Source organism: Gemmiger formicilis (genome assembly GCF_016900095.1).
Taxonomy (GTDB): domain Bacteria; phylum Bacillota; class Clostridia; order Oscillospirales; family Ruminococcaceae; genus Gemmiger; species Gemmiger formicilis_A.
Genome location: NZ_JACJJP010000038.1, coordinates 1 through 18812, shown reverse-complemented (window position 1 = coordinate 18812; position 18812 = coordinate 1). Strand labels below are relative to the sequence as shown.

15 protein-coding genes, 1 tRNA gene, 1 rRNA gene and 1 pseudogene are annotated in these 18812 nt (G+C 59.1%); 9 read left to right on the top strand and 9 right to left on the bottom strand.

Going from position 1 to position 18812, the window contains the following annotated elements:
• Nucleotides 1-6 precede the first annotated feature (6 nt).
• Nucleotides 7-1488: a glutamate synthase subunit beta gene (locus tag H6B15_RS13745; RefSeq protein ID WP_204648572.1), complete on the top strand. Its 1482-nt coding sequence runs from the start codon at nucleotides 7-9 to the stop codon at nucleotides 1486-1488.
• An 85-nt stretch (nucleotides 1489-1573) separates the two neighbouring features.
• Here H6B15_RS13745 and H6B15_RS13740 read toward each other — a convergent pair whose 3' ends face one another.
• Nucleotides 1574-2464 carry an AraC family transcriptional regulator gene (locus H6B15_RS13740; protein WP_204648571.1) on the bottom strand — a complete coding sequence of 297 codons (891 nt, stop codon included), beginning with the start codon at nucleotides 2462-2464 and terminating at the stop codon, nucleotides 1574-1576.
• Between the two features lie 288 nt (nucleotides 2465-2752).
• Between H6B15_RS13740 and H6B15_RS13735 the strand changes: the two genes are divergently transcribed.
• The 3 genes from H6B15_RS13735 to H6B15_RS13725 all read left to right on the top strand — a co-directional run bounded on the left by H6B15_RS13735 (nucleotide 2753) and on the right by H6B15_RS13725 (nucleotide 6447).
• Nucleotides 2753-4135 carry an MFS transporter gene (locus H6B15_RS13735; RefSeq protein ID WP_204648570.1) on the top strand — a complete coding sequence of 461 codons (1383 nt, stop codon included), beginning with the start codon at nucleotides 2753-2755 and terminating at the stop codon, nucleotides 4133-4135.
• Nucleotides 4136-4226: 91 nt separating this feature from the next.
• Nucleotides 4227-5069 carry a creatininase family protein gene (locus H6B15_RS13730; RefSeq protein ID WP_345941997.1) on the top strand — a complete coding sequence of 281 codons (843 nt, stop codon included), beginning with the start codon at nucleotides 4227-4229 and terminating at the stop codon, nucleotides 5067-5069.
• Between the two features lie 7 nt (nucleotides 5070-5076).
• Nucleotides 5077-6447, top strand: coding sequence for a carboxylesterase family protein (locus H6B15_RS13725; RefSeq protein WP_204648569.1), 1371 nt, complete (start codon nucleotides 5077-5079; stop codon nucleotides 6445-6447).
• 116 nt (nucleotides 6448-6563) lie between these two features.
• Here H6B15_RS13725 and H6B15_RS13720 read toward each other — a convergent pair whose 3' ends face one another.
• The 3 genes from H6B15_RS13720 to H6B15_RS13710 form a co-directional block, all read right to left on the bottom strand.
• Complete coding sequence (locus tag H6B15_RS13720; RefSeq protein WP_204648568.1) at nucleotides 6564-7364, bottom strand: aminoglycoside adenylyltransferase domain-containing protein; 801 nt, start codon at nucleotides 7362-7364, stop codon at nucleotides 6564-6566.
• Between the two features lie 65 nt (nucleotides 7365-7429).
• Nucleotides 7430-8923: a recombinase family protein gene (locus H6B15_RS13715; protein ID WP_204648567.1), complete on the bottom strand. Its 1494-nt coding sequence runs from the start codon at nucleotides 8921-8923 to the stop codon at nucleotides 7430-7432.
• A 13-nt stretch (nucleotides 8924-8936) separates the two neighbouring features.
• Nucleotides 8937-9311, bottom strand: a complete 375-nt coding sequence (locus H6B15_RS13710) for a helix-turn-helix domain-containing protein (RefSeq protein WP_204648566.1) — start codon at nucleotides 9309-9311, stop codon at nucleotides 8937-8939.
• Between the two features lie 177 nt (nucleotides 9312-9488).
• Here H6B15_RS13710 and H6B15_RS13705 point away from each other — a divergent pair, with 177 nt between their 5' ends.
• Genes H6B15_RS13705 through H6B15_RS13690 form a run of 4 tightly spaced genes read left to right on the top strand, consistent with a single transcriptional unit; the run spans nucleotide 9489 to nucleotide 14326 of the window.
• Nucleotides 9489-10463 carry an ABC transporter ATP-binding protein gene (locus H6B15_RS13705; RefSeq protein WP_193501585.1) on the top strand — a complete coding sequence of 325 codons (975 nt, stop codon included), beginning with the start codon at nucleotides 9489-9491 and terminating at the stop codon, nucleotides 10461-10463.
• Nucleotides 10460-11560, top strand: coding sequence for an ABC transporter substrate-binding protein (locus H6B15_RS13700; RefSeq protein WP_243424428.1), 1101 nt, complete (start codon nucleotides 10460-10462; stop codon nucleotides 11558-11560). Before H6B15_RS13705 ends, H6B15_RS13700 begins: the two co-directional genes overlap by 4 nt.
• Before the next feature lie 25 nt (nucleotides 11561-11585).
• Nucleotides 11586-13250 (top strand): ABC transporter permease, encoded by a 1665-nt coding sequence (locus tag H6B15_RS13695; RefSeq protein ID WP_204648565.1) that lies wholly within the window; start codon nucleotides 11586-11588, stop codon nucleotides 13248-13250.
• Nucleotides 13250-14326, top strand: coding sequence for an MBL fold metallo-hydrolase (locus tag H6B15_RS13690; protein WP_204648564.1), 1077 nt, complete (start codon nucleotides 13250-13252; stop codon nucleotides 14324-14326). The genes H6B15_RS13695 and H6B15_RS13690 overlap by 1 nt, the downstream gene beginning before the upstream one ends.
• Nucleotides 14327-14398: 72 nt before the next feature.
• Here H6B15_RS13690 and H6B15_RS13685 read toward each other — a convergent pair whose 3' ends face one another.
• The 3 genes and pseudogenes from H6B15_RS13685 to H6B15_RS13670 all read right to left on the bottom strand — a co-directional run bounded on the left by H6B15_RS13685 (nucleotide 14399) and on the right by H6B15_RS13670 (nucleotide 16680).
• Complete coding sequence (locus H6B15_RS13685; RefSeq protein ID WP_193501579.1) at nucleotides 14399-14557, bottom strand: hypothetical protein; 159 nt, start codon at nucleotides 14555-14557, stop codon at nucleotides 14399-14401.
• Between the two features lie 77 nt (nucleotides 14558-14634).
• A pseudogene (locus tag H6B15_RS13680) lies at nucleotides 14635-15855 on the bottom strand (plasmid recombination protein).
• Nucleotides 15856-16332: 477 nt separating this feature from the next.
• Nucleotides 16333-16680, bottom strand: a complete 348-nt coding sequence (locus tag H6B15_RS13670; protein WP_193501577.1) for a hypothetical protein — start codon at nucleotides 16678-16680, stop codon at nucleotides 16333-16335.
• 430 nt (nucleotides 16681-17110) lie between these two features.
• Here H6B15_RS13670 and H6B15_RS13665 point away from each other — a divergent pair, with 430 nt between their 5' ends.
• Nucleotides 17111-18358 carry a DUF6076 domain-containing protein gene (locus H6B15_RS13665; RefSeq protein ID WP_204648561.1) on the top strand — a complete coding sequence of 416 codons (1248 nt, stop codon included), beginning with the start codon at nucleotides 17111-17113 and terminating at the stop codon, nucleotides 18356-18358.
• 126 nt (nucleotides 18359-18484) lie between these two features.
• On the opposite strand, the gene H6B15_RS13660 is transcribed toward H6B15_RS13665, so the two are convergent.
• Nucleotides 18485-18559, bottom strand: a tRNA-Glu gene (locus tag H6B15_RS13660).
• Nucleotides 18560-18573: 14 nt separating this feature from the next.
• Nucleotides 18574-18690: ribosomal RNA gene (rrf, locus tag H6B15_RS13655) — 5S ribosomal RNA — on the bottom strand.
• Nucleotides 18691-18812: the final 122 nt, after the last annotated feature.

The window sequence follows — 18812 nt, the reverse complement described above, 5'->3', positions numbered from 1 at the left end:
ATATCCATGGGAAAACCGACCGGATTTTTGCAGATCGAACGGCAGACCAGCACCGAGCTGCCGCCCGAAGAACGCATTTGCAACTTTAACGAATTTCATCTGCCCCTGCCCTCGGACGAACAGCAGGCCCAGGGTGCCCGCTGCATGGACTGCGGCGTGCCCTTCTGCCAGAGCGGCATGATGGTGGGCGGCATGGCCAGCGGATGCCCGCTGAACAACCTGATTCCCGAGTGGAACGACCTGGTGTACCAGGGCCGCTGGGATCTGGCACTGCATCGTCTGCGTGCTACCAACCTCTTCCCCGAATTCACCAGCCGGGTCTGCCCCGCCCTGTGTGAAGCTGCCTGCACCTGCGGCATGGCCACCGGCAACCCGGTGACCGTGAAGGAGAACGAGCACGCCATTGTGGAGTACGGCTATGAGCACGGGCTCATCCAGCCCGAGCCCCCCGCCGCCCGCACCGGCAAGAGTGTGGCCGTGGTGGGTGCCGGTCCTGCCGGCCTGGCCGTGGCTGACCTGCTGAACCGCCGTGGTCACAGTGTGACCGTCTTCGAGCGGGAAGACCGCGTGGGCGGCCTGCTGATGTACGGCATTCCCAACATGAAGCTGGACAAATCGGCCATCGAACGCCGGGTGGCCATCATGAAGGCCGAAGGCATCGAATTCATGATGAACACCAACGTGGGCGTGGACATCAGCCGGGAAGAACTCACCGGCCGTTATGACGCGGTGGTGCTGTGCTGCGGCGCCAAGCAGGCCCGTGACCTGGCTGTGCCGGGCCGCGATGCCCAGGGCATCTACTTTGCGGTGGATTACCTGACCAGCGTCACCCGCAGTCTGCTGGATTCCAACTTTGCAGACGGCCGCGCCGTTTCCGCCGAAGGCAAAAAGGTCCTGGTGGTAGGCGGTGGCGACACCGGCAACGACTGCGTGGGCACCGCCATCCGCCAGCACTGCGCCGATGTGCTGCAGCTGGAGATGATGCCCTGCCCGCCGGCCCAGCGTGCCCCCGGCAACGCCTGGCCGGAATGGCCCAAGGTGCTGAAGACCGACTACGGCCAGCAGGAAGCCATTGCGGTGTTCGGCCGTGATCCCCGTGTGTACCAGACCACCGTGAAGGAGTTCCTGAAGGGCGAGGACGGCCGGGTATACGGCGCGGTTCTCTCCAAGCTGGAAAGCCGGGTGGTGGACGAATCCACCGGCCGCCGGGCCATGGTTCCCACCGGAGAGGAAGAAACGGTGGAGTGTGATCTGGTGCTGATTGCCGCCGGCTTTACCGGCTGCGAAAGCTACACCGCCGAGGCTTTCGGCCTGGAGCTGACGCCCCGGGGCTGCGTGGCTGACCACGGATTTGCCACCAACGTTCCCAATGTTTTCGCCTGCGGTGACATGCGCCGCGGCCAGAGCCTGGTTGTCTGGGCCCTGCGCGAGGGACGGGATACCGCCGCTGTGGTGGACCGTTTCCTGATGGGGTACACCAACCTGTAAAAGATACAAAAAGCGCTTCTGCCTCCCCTTTCGGGGGGCGGAAGCGCTTTTTTGTTGTGGGTTGTGAAACCTGTATCGGCCCACTTCAGTTGTCCCGGGAGGTGCCTTCCTGCAGACGGCGGTATTCCGCCGGGGAGATGCCGTATTCCTGCTTGAAGGCACGGTAAAAGGTGGAGTAATCCCCGAATCCCACCATGGTACAGATCTGCTCTGCGGGGACGGCGGACAGAAGCAGGCTTTTGGCGGCGATCAGGCGGCGCTGGGTGACATAGTGATAGAAACTCACATTCATCCGCTTGCGAAACAGCTGGTTGATGGTGCTTTCGCTGACCAGAAAGCGGCGGGCTGTCTCCGCCAGGGTGATCTTCTGGGCCATCTCTGATTCCACATAAAACAGAATCCGGTCCAGCAGTTCCTGCTTGACCGTGGGCGGCGTCAGAGTCTTGTCGTTGGCCCGCACCCGCGTCAGTTGCACCAGCAGGCGCATGGTGTTGCCGTACACTGCCGCTTCCCACCCCGGGGCCCGGGCATAGCTCTCCCGCACGCCCGCACGAAACAGCTGTCCCAGCACCCCTTCCCACTGGGTTCCGGCGGTACGAAGCAGAAAAGGCTGAGCCGTCAGGATCTCCGTACCGGGAAACAGGTCCCCCATCTGTTTGGCAAACAGCGGGCTGATCCAGATGACGTCCCGAGTATAGGGGTCCACCAGCTTTTCCAGAAAAAGAGGGCAATGACTGATCCCCGGCGGCACAAAGACCACATCCCCGTGCTGGATATGATACCGCTCGGTCCCCAGCAGATATTCCAGGCTGCCGCCGCGGCAGAACAGAATCTCGTAAAAGGTATGGCTGTGCAGCTGCACCACATCCGCCGATTTGCTGATGTCGTCATGGGTATCCACATACGGTGAGTCCATCTCCAGTTCCTGATAGATGGATCCGGGTGAATACCCATCCTCTGCCAACGAATGGTCCAATTGCCTCCTCTTCTCGGACAAAGGATCCTGCGGGGTAAGCTTTGCCCTCTTCCGCATTTGGCTTATTTTCACAAAATCACCGCACCTTGTTTGTTTATTTTAGATGTAGTGTATCATATCTTTCTTGGATTTGCAAGGATTCATGTGGAAATTGCAATTTACTTTGCATCAAACTCACGCTACAATACAGGTAAACAAGACGGAGGCGGTACGGGCCCGACCCCCTCTGCCATGAACGATCATCTGTAATCTGCGCGGCGGATCCGCGCAAGCATAAGGAGGATAATGATGGCAACTAGCACAAAAAGCGGCCTGTCGCTCAAACATAAAATCGGCTATGCTATGGGCGACCTGGGCGGTTGTATGACCTTCGCCCTGATGGGCGCCATGGTCACCCGCTACTACACCAACGTCCTGCAGGTCGATACCACCATTCTGGCAGTTCTGCTGCTGGTCTGGAACATCTGGGACGCCGTGAACGACCCCATGATGGGCGTACTGATGGATAAAATGTACGCCAAAAACAAAAATCCCAAAGGCAAGTTCCGTCCCTGGCTGCTTCGCGTGGCACCGTTGCTGTGTGTGACGGCCATCGCGTTCTGGACGGTTCCCACCTTCTTCAAAGGAACCACCATGCTGGTTGTGCTGTTCTTCTGCAAGATCCTGTACGAAGGCTGCTACACCATGTTCAACATTCCTATGGGTTCCCTGCTGGGTGCCATGGCCAACAACGACGGCGAGCGTTCCACCCTGTCCAGCGCCCGCGGCTTCGGCTCCCTGGTAGGCAACGTTCTGCCCCTGATGATCCTGCCCCAGCTGCTGGCCAAGTACGGCGATACTTCCTTCGCCTTCGGCGTGGGCGCCACCATCTGCGCGGTCATCGGTTTTGTTTTCTGCCTGCTGCACTACTTCTGGACCGAAGAGCGCAACACTGCCGCGGTGGCTGCCGCCGGCGGTGGCGACGGCGTGAAGATCAGCGATATCTTCGTGGCGTTCCGTAAGAACCGCGCCTATGTGGCCCTGATCATCCACGGCATCTGCATCTGCACCCAGCAGTATGTGGCCAGCACCCTGGGCACCTACATGTACGGTGATGTGCTGGGCGATATCGGCATCATGAGCGTGCAGAGCACCTTCTCCATGGTGGTCGGCATCATCAGCCTGGCCTTGTGCCCCGTCATCAGCAAGAAGATCGGCCTGGAAAAGATGGTCCGTATCTGCCTGGTCTGCGGCGCCGTGTGCTATCTGGGTCTGTTCGCCGTCATGATGATCACCACCATTTCCCCGCTGGTCTACATGATCTGGGCCACCATCGCGTCCAGCTTCGGCGGCGTGTCCATCTACATGCAGTGGGGCCTGGTTGCCACCGTTACCGACTACAACGAGATGGTCACCGGCAAGCGCACCGAGGGCACCATTTACGGCACCTTCAACCTGTCCCGCCGTATCGGCCAGACCGTCGGCAATTCCGCCGCCGTCCTGGCTCTGGGCTGGATCGGTTACCAGGCCAATGCCGCCACTCAGACTGCTGCCACCATCACCGGTATCAAGGCGCTGTGCGTCCTGATCCCCGCCATCTTCCTCGTGGGTTCCTGGATTGCTTTCCGCTTTGTCTGGAACATCACCCCGGAAATCCGCGCCCAGATGGCCGCCCGCAAGTCTGCTGAGTAAGGTTTCGTTCCTGTCCCCGGCGTGCTGCGCCGGGGACAATTTTTCAAAATCAATTTCCTGCAATCTTTTGCCAAAAAGGAGATGGCCCCCTATGGAAATGCGTACCCGCATCTTGCCAAAACTGCTCAACAGCGAGGTGGAAGAATACCTTGCCCAGAACGATATCATTATTGTGCCGGTGGGCACGGTGGAAATGCATGGCGGCTTTCCCCTGGACAGCGAGACCGTCATCAGCGAGGCCTATGCCCTGAAAATGGCCGAAGCCTGCGACGGACTTGTACTGACGGGGCTTCCCTACTTCTACGCCGGCGCCACCGCCAGCGGCCGTGGTACCGTACAGGTCAGCATTCGCCAGGGAATCGATTATCTGTCCGCCATCGCCCACAGCCTGCTCCGCCAAGGGTTCAAACGACAGATCTACATCAGCTTCCACGGCCCCGCCCACATGACCTGCAGCCCCATGGTCCGGGATTTCTTCGACGAAACCGGTGTGCCCATCCTGTATATGGACCTGTCCATGCAGATGACCCGCAGCGCCAAAGACCTGTTCAAGGATATGAACAGTTTCCATGCCATTACCGTAGGCGCTTACAAGATGATGGGACGGCTGCAGGATATTCCCATCACTACCCAGTTTGCCCACACCCGGCCTCAGACCTGCGCGCCCTTCAATGATCTGTTTGCGCTGGCTTATCAGAGCGCCTCCATCGGCTACTGCTTTGCGGAACAGGGCGACCACATGTCCACCACTGCCATTCCCGACGAAGCCGCCCGGAATAAACTGGCCGACGAAGGCGAAGCACTGATCAATGAGCTGGTCAAGCGGATGGACATGCCCCACGTGGTGGAGCAGATGCGCAAGCTGGAAGAGTACAACGACGCCGTGGCCGCCAAAAAGCCCTGGATGCCCAGCGCCTACAACAACAAAGGATGAAAACGCTATGAGCTATACCCGCATGACCCCCTGCGGTCCCATTGAGGGCTGCACCTGCCAGTGGCCGGGCGTAGTTGCCTATAAAGGCATCCGCTACGCCACCGCCGGACGGTGGGAATATCCCACCCCCGTAACCCACTGGGAGGGTACCTACGATGCCACCCACTATGGTGCTTGTTCCTACCAGCCCCGGGCCTTCTTCGATGAGGCCCAGATGCCTGAAAAGGCTTTCTATTACCATGAATTCCGCCAGGGGGAACACTACGATTACAGCGAGGATTGTCTGTTCCTGAACATCTGGACCCCGGAAAACACCGGTCCGGATGCGAAACTGCCGGTCATCTTCTACATTCACGGCGGTGGCTTTACCGGAGGCTGTGGCCACGAAAAGCATTTTGACGGCCCGGTCTGGCCCACCCGCGGCGTGATTGCCGTTACCATCAACTACCGGCTGGGCCCCCTGGGATTTGCCTGCCTGCCGGAGCTTTCTGCGGAAGCCGGCCACACCGGAAATTACGGCCTGTATGACCAGCTGTGTGCCCTGCAATGGGTATACGACAACATTGCAGCTTTCGGCGGCGACCCGAAACACATCACCCTGATGGGCCAAAGTGCCGGTGCTATGAGCGTACAACAGCTTTGCCTGTCCCCCATGACCGAAGGACTGGTGGCCGGTGCGGTCATGAGCAGCGGCGGCGGCGTGGGAAAAGGCTTTGGCTCCACCTCCCCCGCCCCTGAGCATTACGACTTCTGGAAGGATGTAGCCGTCCGTGCCGGTTGTCCGGACCTCGCTGCGCTGCGGGCCCTGTCCCCTGCCGACCTGTTTGCAGCCTGGAAAGCGGCCCAGACCGCAGCCGGCGGAATGCAGTGCGTCCCGGTGGTAGACGGACGGCTGATTCCCATAGAAGGATCGGTTATTGCCGAAGATGGGCAGCAGCGGGCTGTACCTTATATGATGGGTTCTACCAGTGAGGATATCGTTCCTCCCATCGTCCACCGCATGGCCAAATCCTGGTGCCGGTTGCAGGCAGACCAGGGCAAGCCGGCCTCCTATGCATGGTTCTTTGATCGTCAGCTGCCCGGCGATGACAACGGTGCCTGGCACAGCAGCGACCTTTGGTACTGGTTTGGTACGTTGGACCATTGCTGGCGCCCCATGACCGCCAAAGACCGGCTGTTAAGCGAACAGATGGTACAGTATCTGACCAACTTCGCTACCACAGGAAATCCCAACGGCGGCGGACTGCCCATTTGGGAGCCCATCCGCAAGGGCCAAAACAAGGTGTTGCGCTTGGGTGAAGGCACCACGCATATGGGCGGCGTCAATATGGTCAAGCTGACCCACACAATGCTGACCAACAAAGCTGTAGGTGAATAAGCATTTCCTCTCCCTTTGTCCCCCTTACAAACGGAAAATGCCCTCCGCCTCGCACGTCGGTTCGTTGACCGCGTATCGATGACAGAGGGTATTTTCCGTATTCTTTTTTGTAACCGTCAGGGCAAAACAGATTCCTTAGCAATATACCGCCCCTGTTGCCACCGCTTTTTGATTTCTGCCCAAAACTCCGGCATCGGATAGTCTACAATCTGCATTGGGGAACCTCCTCCGTATGCGGCCAGCGCGGCCTTCAATAAGGAGGTATACTTCTCAGGGAGATGTTGCATCCCCCAATAACCACCTTCCTGCTTGGAAAGAAATTCGTTCTTCTCCAAAAACGCCAGGGATCGGCAAGCGTTCAACACATAATAAACCGGGTGATCATTTTTCGAGGTTGCCGCGCCCTCCATCTCCGCCTGCAAATAGTCCGATATCCACTCACGGGGAATTGGGGTAAACAGGTGTTCTGCCTTCTTACCCATAAGCGTAATACCACGGGCACGCACCATGGCAAAATGAGCAACCAAATCCGTGTCGCGTTTCGGCATGCGTGACAACTGCCCCACCATGTCCTGCCTATAGGCGGATGCATACATAGGAGAAAAATGCAATTCAAAGCACGGATTCCGCTCTGGCACGGCGCAGCTTTGGACGGTCACCACGCTAAGTTCCAGTCCCTTGGCCGGGCAAAGAGGTTCCATGGCAAGACATGCCTGGATAAATCGGAGTTTTGCTGAAGCCTGCAACGCCTGCCTGACCACCACCAAACAATCCACATCCCCGGTAAGCCAGGAAAAGCAGCGCATGGCAACAGATCCATGGAGGTATATGCCCACGACATTGTCCGAGAAAGAAGAAACACACGCCACGCGCAACCGTTCGATTAGCAATAGAAGTTTATCCCGGTCGCTCTGCATAAACAATCCTTCCTCGCCTGTCGCATCTATCAAGAAAAAACCCGATAAACAAATAAATCCGAAACTTAAACCTTTTCGGTAAAAGTTTCGGATTTGTTTGGTGAAGCATTATCGTCTAAAATCGAACTTTTTACTTCTTCGAGGGTGACCAGCTGGTCACCCTCTTTGTAGTTAAAGACAAGGACAATTTTGTCGTCAAACAGGTACACCGCATTGACAAAGCAATCAATGACCTGTTGTTGAAACGCCGGGTCTTTCGGATCACCGTGACGGAAGTGGTCAAACCAGAATAGAATTTGCTCCCGTGTGATGGGCGGTTTTTCGATCTGCTCCTGCAAAATACTGGTTTCCAGTTGCTGGCGCTGCTGTTCCAGCTCATCCATTCGTTGTTTGGTGGATGGCGTCAAGATGCCCTGTTCAATGGCCGCAATCAGATTTCCGATTTTCTTTTTTACTTCCTGCAACTGTTTTTGCAAAAGTGGAAGCCGGGTATTTTCCTGTTTTTGATAGGCCAGCAACAAATCGCACAGACGGTCCATCACTTTCGGCTGGAGCACTTTCTGAACAGCGGCTTTTACCACAAAAAGCTCCAATGGCTCCTTGCGAACGGCCTGCAAATCGCAGGCGGCGCGGCCATTTCGCTTGTGGTTTCCACATTTATAGTAATAGTGGACTGTACCCGTATGACTTTTGCCGCTTTCCCCACTGACCATCGCGCCGCATTTGCCGCAAAACGCCTTGGTCGTCAGCATAAAGTTGACCTGTGTTTTTGTATGCGCCGGAGCCTTTTTGTTGCGTTCACAGCGGCGCTGCACCTGCTCAAACAGTTCCGGGTCAATGATGGCCGGAATAGCGTCCGGGATGACTGTATCTTTATAGCGGTATTCGCCCAGATACCGGCGGTTTTTCAGCATGGTTTGAAAACTGCCTTTGGTAAATGGCCTGCCCAGGCTGGTTCGGATGCCACGGCCGTTAAAATCTGTCCAAATGGCCTTGATACTCTCCCCGTCGGCATACCGCCGGAAGGCCTCCTGCACCACCGGTGCGGTGGCTGGGTCGAGCTGGTAGTGCTGTTCGCTGTCGATGCGGTAGCCCAGCGGCACCGGGCCGCCGTTGAACTTGGCCTTGAGTGCATTTTCCTTGTGGCCGCGGCTGACCTTCTCGGCCAGGTCGGCCGAATAATACTCGGCCATGCCTTCCAGCAGGCTTTCCAGCATGATGCCCTCCGGCGTGTTGGAGATGGGCTCGGTCACCGACACCACATGGACCCGGTTGTTTTTAAGGATGCGCTTATAGTGGGCCGAGTCGTACCGGTTGCGGGAGAAGCGGTCCAGCTTCCACACCAGCACTGCCTCAAAGGTGTGGGTGGCGCTGTCGTGGATCATCTGCTGGAACTGCGGGCGGCTGTCGGTCTTGGCAGAAAACGCCCGGTCAATGTACGTGCCAATCAGGTTGATGCCGTTCTGGTCGGCATACTCCTTGCATTCCCGCAGCTGCCCCTCGATGGATTCTTCCCGCTGGTTGTCGCTGCTGTAGCGGGCATAAATCACGGCATTCATGGCGTGCACCTCCTTACTTGTGCTTCTCCTCTTCTCCCATATTGAGGATCATCTGCTTCAGGCGGCGGTTCAGCTCGCTGCCCGGCGTGAAGCAGGCTTCGACAAACTCGCCCCAATCCGGCTTGCGCTGCACCACTTCCTGCGCCCCCTCCGGCGTGACGCAGACATACCGCCCGCGGGGGTCCTCGCACAGGCCAAAAATATAGTCCAGCGATACGTTAAAATAGGTCGCATACCAGACCAGGATACGGTAAGGTGCTGCCGCCCTGTCAGTTTCATACCGGTTGATGGCAGCCTGGTTGGTGCCAGCCAACGCCGCCAGTTGGGCCTGGGTCAGCCCCGCGTCCTTGCGCAGCACGCGCAGCCGGGTGCCGATGGATACGTCCATAGTGTTCCTTCCTTTTAATTTGATTTATGATTCAAGTATAATCAGTATTGGCATATTCGTCAAGTGTGGATACCGCGTTACACAAATTTTACCAAAATATAACGCGCACATGGTCGAAAAATACGCGGGGAGGGGGGTAGAATATAAGCCGATTTTAAGGTTGAATCGAGGAAGTTTATGGAAATCCGCCTGACCAACATTACCAAGTCGTTTGGCAGCAAGCAGGTCATCGCTCCCACCACCCTGACGGTGGAGAGCGGCAGCTTTACCACGCTGCTGGGTTCCTCCGGCTGCGGAAAGACCACGCTGCTGCGCATGATCGCCGGGCTGGAGACCCCCGACACCGGAGAAATTTGGTTTGATGACCGCTGTATCTTTTCCAAAGAGAAAAAGATCGACACCCCGCCCGAAAAGCGGGGCCTTGGCTTTGTGTTCCAGGATTTTGCCCTGTGGCCCCACATGACGGTGTTTGAGAATGTCGCCTTCGGCTTGCGGGCGCAGAACCGCACCGACGGGCTGCGCGACAAAGTAATGGAGGCGCTGCGCAGCGTCCACCTGGAGGAGCTGGCCCAGCGGTATCCGCACCAGCTCTCGGGCGGGCAGCAGCAGCGGGTGGCTTTTGCCCGGGCCATCGTCATCGAGCCGAGCTGCATTTTGTTTGACGAGCCGCTCTCGGCGCTGGACGCCCTGCTGCGGGAGGAAATGCGCCACGAGCTCAAGGAGCTTGTCTCCCGCTTGGGCTTTACGGCGGTGTTTGTCACCCACGACCAGACCGAGGCCATGAGCATGAGCGACAAGATCGCCGTGCTGGACGGCGGCGTGGTGCAGCAGTATGACACGCCGGAGGAGATCTACCACCACCCCGCCACCCGGTTTGTGGCGCATTTTGTGGGCAAATCCAACTGGCTGGACGCCACCCGCCTGTTCCGGCCCGAGGCCATGACGGTGGACCCGGCGCCCGGCTGCACCGAGTACAAACTGCCGGTGCAGAGCGTGCAGTACCTGGGTGACTGCTATGAGGTGCAGCTGACCTATCAGCCCGATGTGACCTGGATGCTTCACTGTGGCCGCAAGGCGGCTGTGGGCGAAACACTTTCAGTTTACATAGACCCGAAGCAAATCATCACAGTAGAAGGAGTGAACGGAAAATGAAACGTAGTACCATGAAACGCGCCGCGGCCCTGCTGGCTGCCGGCTGCATGACGGTGAGCCTGGCGGCCTGCGGCAGCACAGCCACCAGCGGAAGCAGCTCCACGGCGAGCGAGAGCGCCCCGGCTTCCTCCTCGGAGGCGGCCAGCGAATCCACCGCCACGCCGGAAGCTTCGTCTGAGGCCACCGCTACCGGTTCCGGCAAAGTGACTGTCTATATGCCCAGCCCGGCCGGCCTGGCCGACAAGCTGGCCGCCGCCTTCACCGAAGAGACCGGCATCCAGGTGGAGCAGTTCCAGGGCACCACCGGCGAGATTCTGGCCCGTCTTGAAACGGAGGAGGCCAACCCGGTGGCCGACGTGGTCATTCTGGCTTCCTGGTCGGACGGCCTGTCCATGAAAGCCGACGACAAGATCGTCAGCTACACCCCCGCCAATGCCGACAAAATCCAGCCCGGCTGGATCGACGATGACAGCATGCTGTTCGGTTACAGCGCGTCTGCCGTGGGCGTGATCTACAACACCACGATCTACCCTGAACTGAACGCCGACTGGGCCGACCTGGCCGACAGTCAGTATGCCGACGACATCGCGATCCCCGACCCCGAAAAGTCCGGCGCCTGCAAGGACTTCCTGGCCGGCCTGGTCACCGGCCTGGACAACGGCGAGGAGATCATGCAGTCCTGGGCGGACAACGGCCTGACAGTGCCCGGCGCCAATGCGGCCGCGCTGGAAGCTGTCACCACCGGTGAGAAGGGCATCCTGATCGCCGGCGTGGACTACAACGCCTACTCTTCCATCGATGACGGCGAGCCCATCAACATCTACTACCCGGCCAGCGGCACCGTCATCAACCCTCGCCCGGCCATGATCATGAAGACCGCCCCGGATATGGACAACGCCAAGGCCTTTGTGGACTTCCTGTTCAGCGACGAGGCTCAACAGCTGGTGGCTGACGCCTACCTGTTGCCCGGCCGCACCGACATCCAGTGCTCCAACCGCACCAACGTGGCCGACATCCCGCAGCTGCCCACCGACTGGGATGCGATGGTGCCCGTCGCTGACGAGACCGCTGCCAAGCTGAACGAGATCTGCCAATAAAATCAAAATAGAACCCGGAGGAAGTATGCGACAGTCAACGACCCGGAGCGTCAGCCCCATCTTGTGGGTGCTGCTGCTTGTTCTGGCGTTTTTGATCGTCTGCCCCCTGGTTTCGGTATTCGCCGAGGCGGTCATCATAGATGGCCGCCTCGACCTGTATCGCGCCTGGACGATCATCGCCGACCCTGAAAACCTGCAAACCATCTGGAATTCCCTGCTCCTCGGCGTCTGCGTAGTGGCCCTTTCCACCGTCATCGCAGCGCCCACCGCCTACCTGCTGGCCCGCAGCCAACTGGGAAAACACAAGTGGCTGGACATCGTGTTCATGGTGCCCTTTATGACCCCGCCCTACATCGCGTCGATGGGCTGGATCCTGTTCATGCAGCGGCGCGGGCTCTTTCAACAGCTGTTCCCCTTCACCGGCCGCATCTCGGAAAGCTTCTTCTCCTTCGGCGGGCTGGTGCTGGTCATGACGCTGAACGTGTTCCCCTTTATGATGACGATCTTGAAAAACGCCATCCTGAACATCCCCGCCAGCCTGGAGGAGAGCGGCGCCGTGTTCGGTGCCGGGTTCGGCCTGCGGCTGCGCAAGATCTTCGCCCCGCTGCTCACCGGCAACTATGCCATCGCAGCTCTGCTCGTCTTCGTCAAGACCCTGTCGGAGTACGGCACCCCCTATACCCTTGGCCGGCGCATCGGATTCTATGTCTTTACTACCGATATTCACCGCTACGCCACCACCGCGCCGGTGGACTTTGGTAAGGCGGCCAGCCTGTCCTCGGTGCTGGTCCTGATCTGCATGGCGCTGTGGCTGGCCCAGAACGCCATCACCAACCGCACTTCCTACCGGCTGGTCAGCGGCAAGGGCAGCCGCCCGGTCGAGACCCACCTGTCCGGCGGCGGTCTGGCCGCGGCCTGGGGGTGGGTGGCGCTGGTGTTGGTGGTGTCCATCGGCATCCCGTATTTTTCCATCATCGCCAGCTCGCTCATCAAGCTGCGCGGCTACGGCCTGGCCCCCGGTAACTTCACGCTGGAGCACTACGCCGAGCTGTTCACCACCGACCGCAGCCTGGGCGCCATCGGCAACAGTATCTTTTTGGCCATCGCCTCAGCCTGCATCTGCTCGGTGCTGGGCACGGTGGTGGTCATGGCGGTGCGCCGCGGCAAGGGGCGGCTCAAAAAAATCGTGGAGGGCGCCAGTATGCTGCCCGAAATGCTGCCCGCCATCGTGCTGGTCATCGGCATCATGCTGTTCTGGAACGCCATCTACGATGTGCTGCCGCTGTACAACACAATGGGCATCATGGTGCTGGCCTATGTGGTGCTGTACCTGCCCTATACGGTGCAGTATGTGACCTCCTCCTTCACCCAGATCAACGATAACCTGATCCAGGCCGGCCGTACCTTTGGCGGAAGCCCGTGGTACGTGTTCCGCCGCATCACGCTGCCAATGATTGTCCCCGGCATCCTGACCGGCTGGATGATGATCTTTATCATCGCCTTCCGGGAACTGGTCACCGCCAGCCTGATCGCGCCGCCCAACGTGCTGGTGGTCTCCACCTACATCAACCGGGAATTTGAGCAGGGCAGCGTGTCGCTGGGCATGGCGATGGCGGTGCTTTGCGTGGCCATCACCACCACAACACTGCTGATCCTCAACGCAGTCACCAGCCGAAAGAAGGCATCCTGATGCGGGTGACCTTTGCCGGCGGCGTGGGTGAGCATGGCCGCAACTGCTTTTTGGTGGAGGGGGAGACGCTCTCCTTTTTGGTGGACTGCGGGCGAATGGCCGGGGCGCAAGACCCTTACCCGGCGCTGACGGCCGCCCAGGCCCGCGGGCTGGACTTTGTGTTTTTAACCCACTCCCACGCCGACCACACCGGCGCGCTTGCCTGGCTGGCAGGTTTGGGCTGCACCGCCACGGTGGTGGCCACGTCCGCCACGCTGTCGCAGGTAGGCCGGCTGCCGTTTCCGACGGTGTGCCTTGAAAATAATCCGCCCCCGGCCGGGCTGGAGCTGGCCTGGGGGCGGGCCGGGCACTGCGCCGGCAGCGTGTGGTATGCCTTTGGGCTGGAGGGACAGCGGCTGTTTTTCAGCGGCGATTATACCGAGCACAGCCCCGTCTACGCGGTGGACCCGGTGCGGGGCCAGGCTGCCCGCCTGGCGGTGCTGGACAGCGCCTACGGCCCGGACCCCCGCAGCGACGGCGCCATGCGGCAGGATTTTCTTGACGCGGTGTCGCCCTGGGCCAGTGCCGGGCAGCCGGTGCTGTTCCCGGTGCCCAAATACGGCCGCGGGCAGGAGATGCTTTTGCTGCTGCACGCCCGCTGGCCGCAAACGCCGCTTTATGGCGATGCGCACTTCTGCAAGCAAACGCAGGTGCTGGCCACAGACCAAACCTGGGTGCGCCCTGAAGCCCGCGCCGCGCTGCATGAGGTATCGGTGCTTTCCTTGGGAACGACGCCGCCTGCCCATGGGTTCTGCTTTCTCAGCGGGCCGCAGCTGCGCACGCCGGCGGCGCTTGCCTTGGCCGAAGCCTTTGCCAAAGCCGGCGGTGTCGTGCTGACCGGCGCTGTGGACCCAGGCTCCGGGGCTGCCCGGCTGGCGGGGCAGGGCCTGGCCCGGTTTGCCCGCGTGCCGGTGCATTGTACCGACCGGGAGCGCCAGGCCCTGGCAGAACACAATGCCTTCCAGCAGGTGGTGCCCTACCACACCGCCGACCATCCCTGCCCGCAGCGGACCATCTGCCTGGGTACAGAACCATAACCGACATTTCCTCTCTCCCTTTTTCATAAAAGCCCGGAGCACAATCTTTACTGAATGTGTGCTCCGGGTTTCTTATTGTTTCGCTTTCCACTCCTCGAACAGCCGTTGTCCCTCCTCCGACTGGTAAAATGCCTGGATCTTGGGCAGCAGGAACCGGGCGAACCTCTCCAAATCTGCCTGGGGCACCCCGTCCTGCTCCGGGGCGGCAGGTGCCGGTTGCTGCTTGCTCATCGTGTTCTTCTCCTGCAAATTCTCCGTAGCGGCTCCTTTCTGCAGGGCTGGCCCCTGCTGCCTGGCTGTGGTTTGTCTCATCGTTCCTGGCCCTTGGCACGCTGGCGGCGCTGTGCCCGGTTCAGTTGCTGCTCTGCCTGCTGGCGGCGCTGGATGCCAAGCAGGAATGTCTGCACCTGCTGCGGCGCTGTGCGCATTGCCTCGCGGTAGAGGGACGTTTCCTCTCGCAGTGCGGCCAGCTGTGCCTCGCACCGCTCCAAACGCTGGCGCAAATCCTGGGCCCTCATTCTGCTTTGCTCCAACTGCTTGCGCAGGCTGCGGTTTTCGGCCAGCAGTTTGCCGCTGGCTTTTGCCATCTCGCATAAGGTTCGGTAATCCTGCGGCGGCAGTTCCACCCGCTTTTCCAGCACACCCTTGACCTTGGCATTCGCCTCAATGTCCTGCACATCGCGGATCGACCCGGAGATCGCCCCGATTTGGGACACAAGTTCCTTTTTCTGGCCTTGCAGTTGCCTCTTCTGGTCAGCCAGCATCGTTACCGCTTGCCGGTCCTGCTGGACCTTATACTCCAGCACGTCCAGGTGTTGGGCGGTGCTGCCCTGTATGCCGCGCTCAAAGTCGGTAAAACCGGCCTGCTGCATGTGCTCGAAAAACCTGGTTTGCAGTTGGCTGTAAGAGCTCACCAGCCGTGGCTTGCCGTTTTTTTTCAGCACCGGCTGGCCCTGCTCATCGGTCAGGGGGATCATCGGCCACTTTTTGCTGTGGCTAACCTGCATGACCGTCTCCCGCACGGTGCCGCGCAGCGCAGGGTCCTTGCACCGCTTGGACCAGCGGATCTGCTTTTCCACCACCGGCAGGTAGACGACGTGCAGGTGGTAGTGGAACACATCCCGCCCCAGCCGGTCACTGGCTTCCCGGTTGCGCTCATCGGCGTGCATGACCGCCGAGATGATGTACTGCTCCCCGCCCGCGATCTCCTTGGCCAGTTCGTAGGCTTCGGCGTAGAAGCTCTTGGCGTACTCATACCCGCCATGCGTCTCGAAATAGTCGGTGTTCACATCAAACACCAGCTCGTCAAAGACGTAGGCGTCCGGCTTGAGGCCGCGGGTGGAGACGATGCCGTCCGCCACCATCTAGTCAAACTTCTGCGCATAGGTGGGGGCGTCACATGCTTTGAAGATCACATTGTTGTGGCTGTGTTCCAGCAGCACATCCGGGTTGGAGTAGACTTCGTTTTTGCGTTCGTTGTGGCGTTCCCGCACCGAGATCGCGTTTTTGCGGTAGCGTTCATTGCGCACCACGGTTCGATTGATTTTGCTGATAGGCGGCTCCTTTCTTGGGTACGGTTTTGTGGCGGGGTCCGCGGGGTACGCAGATACTCCCTTTTATAAAGGAAGTATCTGACCCACTATGACACTTTCCGGCGTTGCCGGCAAAGTGCCAGTGGGCCCGCTGCGGCGGGAGGGGATTTACGGGGCGCTGCCAACCATCCGATTATGCATCATCCCCGACAAGGCTGGAACAGTTGTGCTTTCTATCCGGGTGGGTACATCTTTGTACCAGCCTTTGAAGCGGCACATTCCTTTCGCCTGTTTCCCTTCCCGGTCTGCCCTTTACCAAAACGCGGGTGGTGGAATCTGTCTCTATCTATCTTTTAGAGATATAATATAAATCTATCTATATCGTGCCGGTTTTTCCGGCAGGTCAGTGTCGGGATTTCCAGCGGGTAGCTGCCGGATGTTCCGGCGGGTTATGCCGGGATTTCCGGCAAGCGGTCACAGCTCATTCGGCTCCTTGGGGCGGGGCAAATTCATGTAATACCGCCGTGCCTTGCCGTTTGGCTGCCCCGGCACCGGCTGCAACAACCCGCAGGCTTCCAGCGCGGCAAACAGCCCTGCTGCCTTCTCCCGGTGGCAGTGCAGCATCCGTCCCACGCTGGCCTGCGAGAGGCTGACACAGGGCCTGTGTCCGGCTTTCCAGTGCCCGGTGGTATCCTGAGCCGACAGCCGCAGCAGCCCCAACAGGCGGCCATACAGCAGCTTGCTCTCGCTGGGCAGGCTGCGGTAGGGTTCCTCTGCAAACAGGCTGGCGGGGATCATCAGGAAACTGTCGATGCGGTTCAAGTTTTCCTCTGCGGGGACAAGTTCATGGTTCAGTTGGCACCTCCTTGGGTCATGGGTGGTTGCGGGTTTGGTCTGTCTCTCCTCCTCTCTGCGCCGTTGCCGCCTCAGGTCCGGCAGGCAACCTCCTCGGCTGGCGCTGTGCCGTTTTCTCCCGCTTTGGCAGGCTCCCACATCGCTGCGATCTTTGCGCTGCTTCCCCGGCAGGGTCACTGTTCGGTCGTTCCTTCTGTTCTCGGAAGATGTTTGATTATTTCGTTATAGTTTCTTCCGACACATTCAGTATACGGCCCCTTGCCTATCAACGCAAGATGTGTTAGACTGTTTTCATGTCGGATGATTCACACGCTTTTCTGCACAAAGACCGCAACACGGCAAAACACAGCACCGTTTGCAAGCCACATTTCCTCCAACACAGGGCGGTGAAGGGATTTTGAACTACCAGACGTATCTTTTCTTTGATGGCCGAGCCGAGTATATTCAGGGCTACGACACGCCCCAGCACACCTTCCCGCTGGGATCACTGGTGTTCGGACTGCTGGATATGGAGTTTGCTCCCTATCTGGAACAGGCCACCGGCTTGCTGGACCGGTTCAGGGGGATGGATTTCCCTGCCGGGCGCACAATGCCACAGAGCCTGGCCGAGCCGGAAACCTGTGCCTACTACCAGGCGGCTTCCTTCTATCATGGGCTTGCGGAGGCCGTTCGGGCAACTTCCCCGGCCTTGTTCGACCTGCTGGAAGGATACTGTTCGGCCACCTTCCGACGGTTCAAGCGGGAACTGGATCGGATGACCGGCCAGCTTTCCCAGGTAAACCACGGGCAGCCCAGCGGCAGCCGTTTGTCCACCAATTCACTATTCCAGCGCACCGTCCACACCGGCAACCTGGCGCTGACCAGCGACTTGTTGGAAGGCTACTGCCGCAGCTTTCCTGCTTACACGGAGCAGATGGAGGTGTTCATCGAGCTGGATACCGAAGACGCCTCCCTGTGTGAAACCGCCCTGTTGTTTTTAGAGTCCTTTGCGGAGCTTCTCCGGCAGCTTACTCAGGCGGCAGAAGATTTTCGCAGCCTGATCGCCGCCACGCTGGTAGATGAGGACAGCCGCCCCCGGACAGAGCATGGCCAGCGCCCTTCGGAGCTGCTGGCAGAACTGGCCGAAAATGGCGATTCAACCTATCAGAAATACCACAACCTGGAGGATGACATCCATATCCAGACTCGCTACAAACGGCCAACAGACAACAAAAAAGGCGGCATTTCTGCCGCCACGTTCTACGCGAGCGATACGCTGCCCGCGCTACTCTTTTTGGAATTTGTACAGATGTGTGCCCAGAATCTGCCGGTCGCCGTCTGTGAGAGCTGCCACCGGCTGTTCGTGCCCTTCTCCAGCCGCGCCAAGTATTGCGAGCGGGTTCTGGACCCGGAAACAGGCGCCACCTGCAAGGACATTGCCGCCAAGCTGGCCTACGCCGAGGAGCTGAAAGCCGACAAGGCCAAGGAGCTCTACAACAAAACGCGCAACCGCTACCAGATGCGCTGCTCCCGCGCCCCAGGCAACCAGAAAATGCGGGATGACTACAACGCCTGGCGCAAGCAGGCACAGATGGCGCTGAGCAAGTATCAGTTGGGGGAGATCGGGTGGGAGACGTTTGAAAAGGTCATCCAAACAGGATTATAAAAGGGGCTGGGCAGCGCAATTGTTTATTCTGCGCTGTCCAGCCCCTTTTGCTTAGCAAATGACCGTTGAATAAAAAACAAACCCGAACCCATGCTCAAAGAGCAAAAAGTTCGAGTTTGGCTTGTTTGGTGACCCGTACGGGAATCGAACCCATGTTAACGGCGTGAGAGGCCGCTGTCTTAACCGCTTGACCAACGGGCCATAATAAAAAGAGAAGCCGGCATCTACCTATTTTCACAGGCCGTCTCCAGCCAACTATCTTCGGCACAAGTGAGCTTAACTTCTGTGTTCGGAATGGGAACAGGTGGATCCTCACCGTCATCGACACCGGCCATTTGCATGGCCATCGTCATGCTTCTCTTTTCTGAGGTATATACCCTCAAAACTGAATATCGAACTGCTGGCAAATGAAGTACTCTAAGAAAATGGGGTCAAGCCCTCGACCTATTAGTAC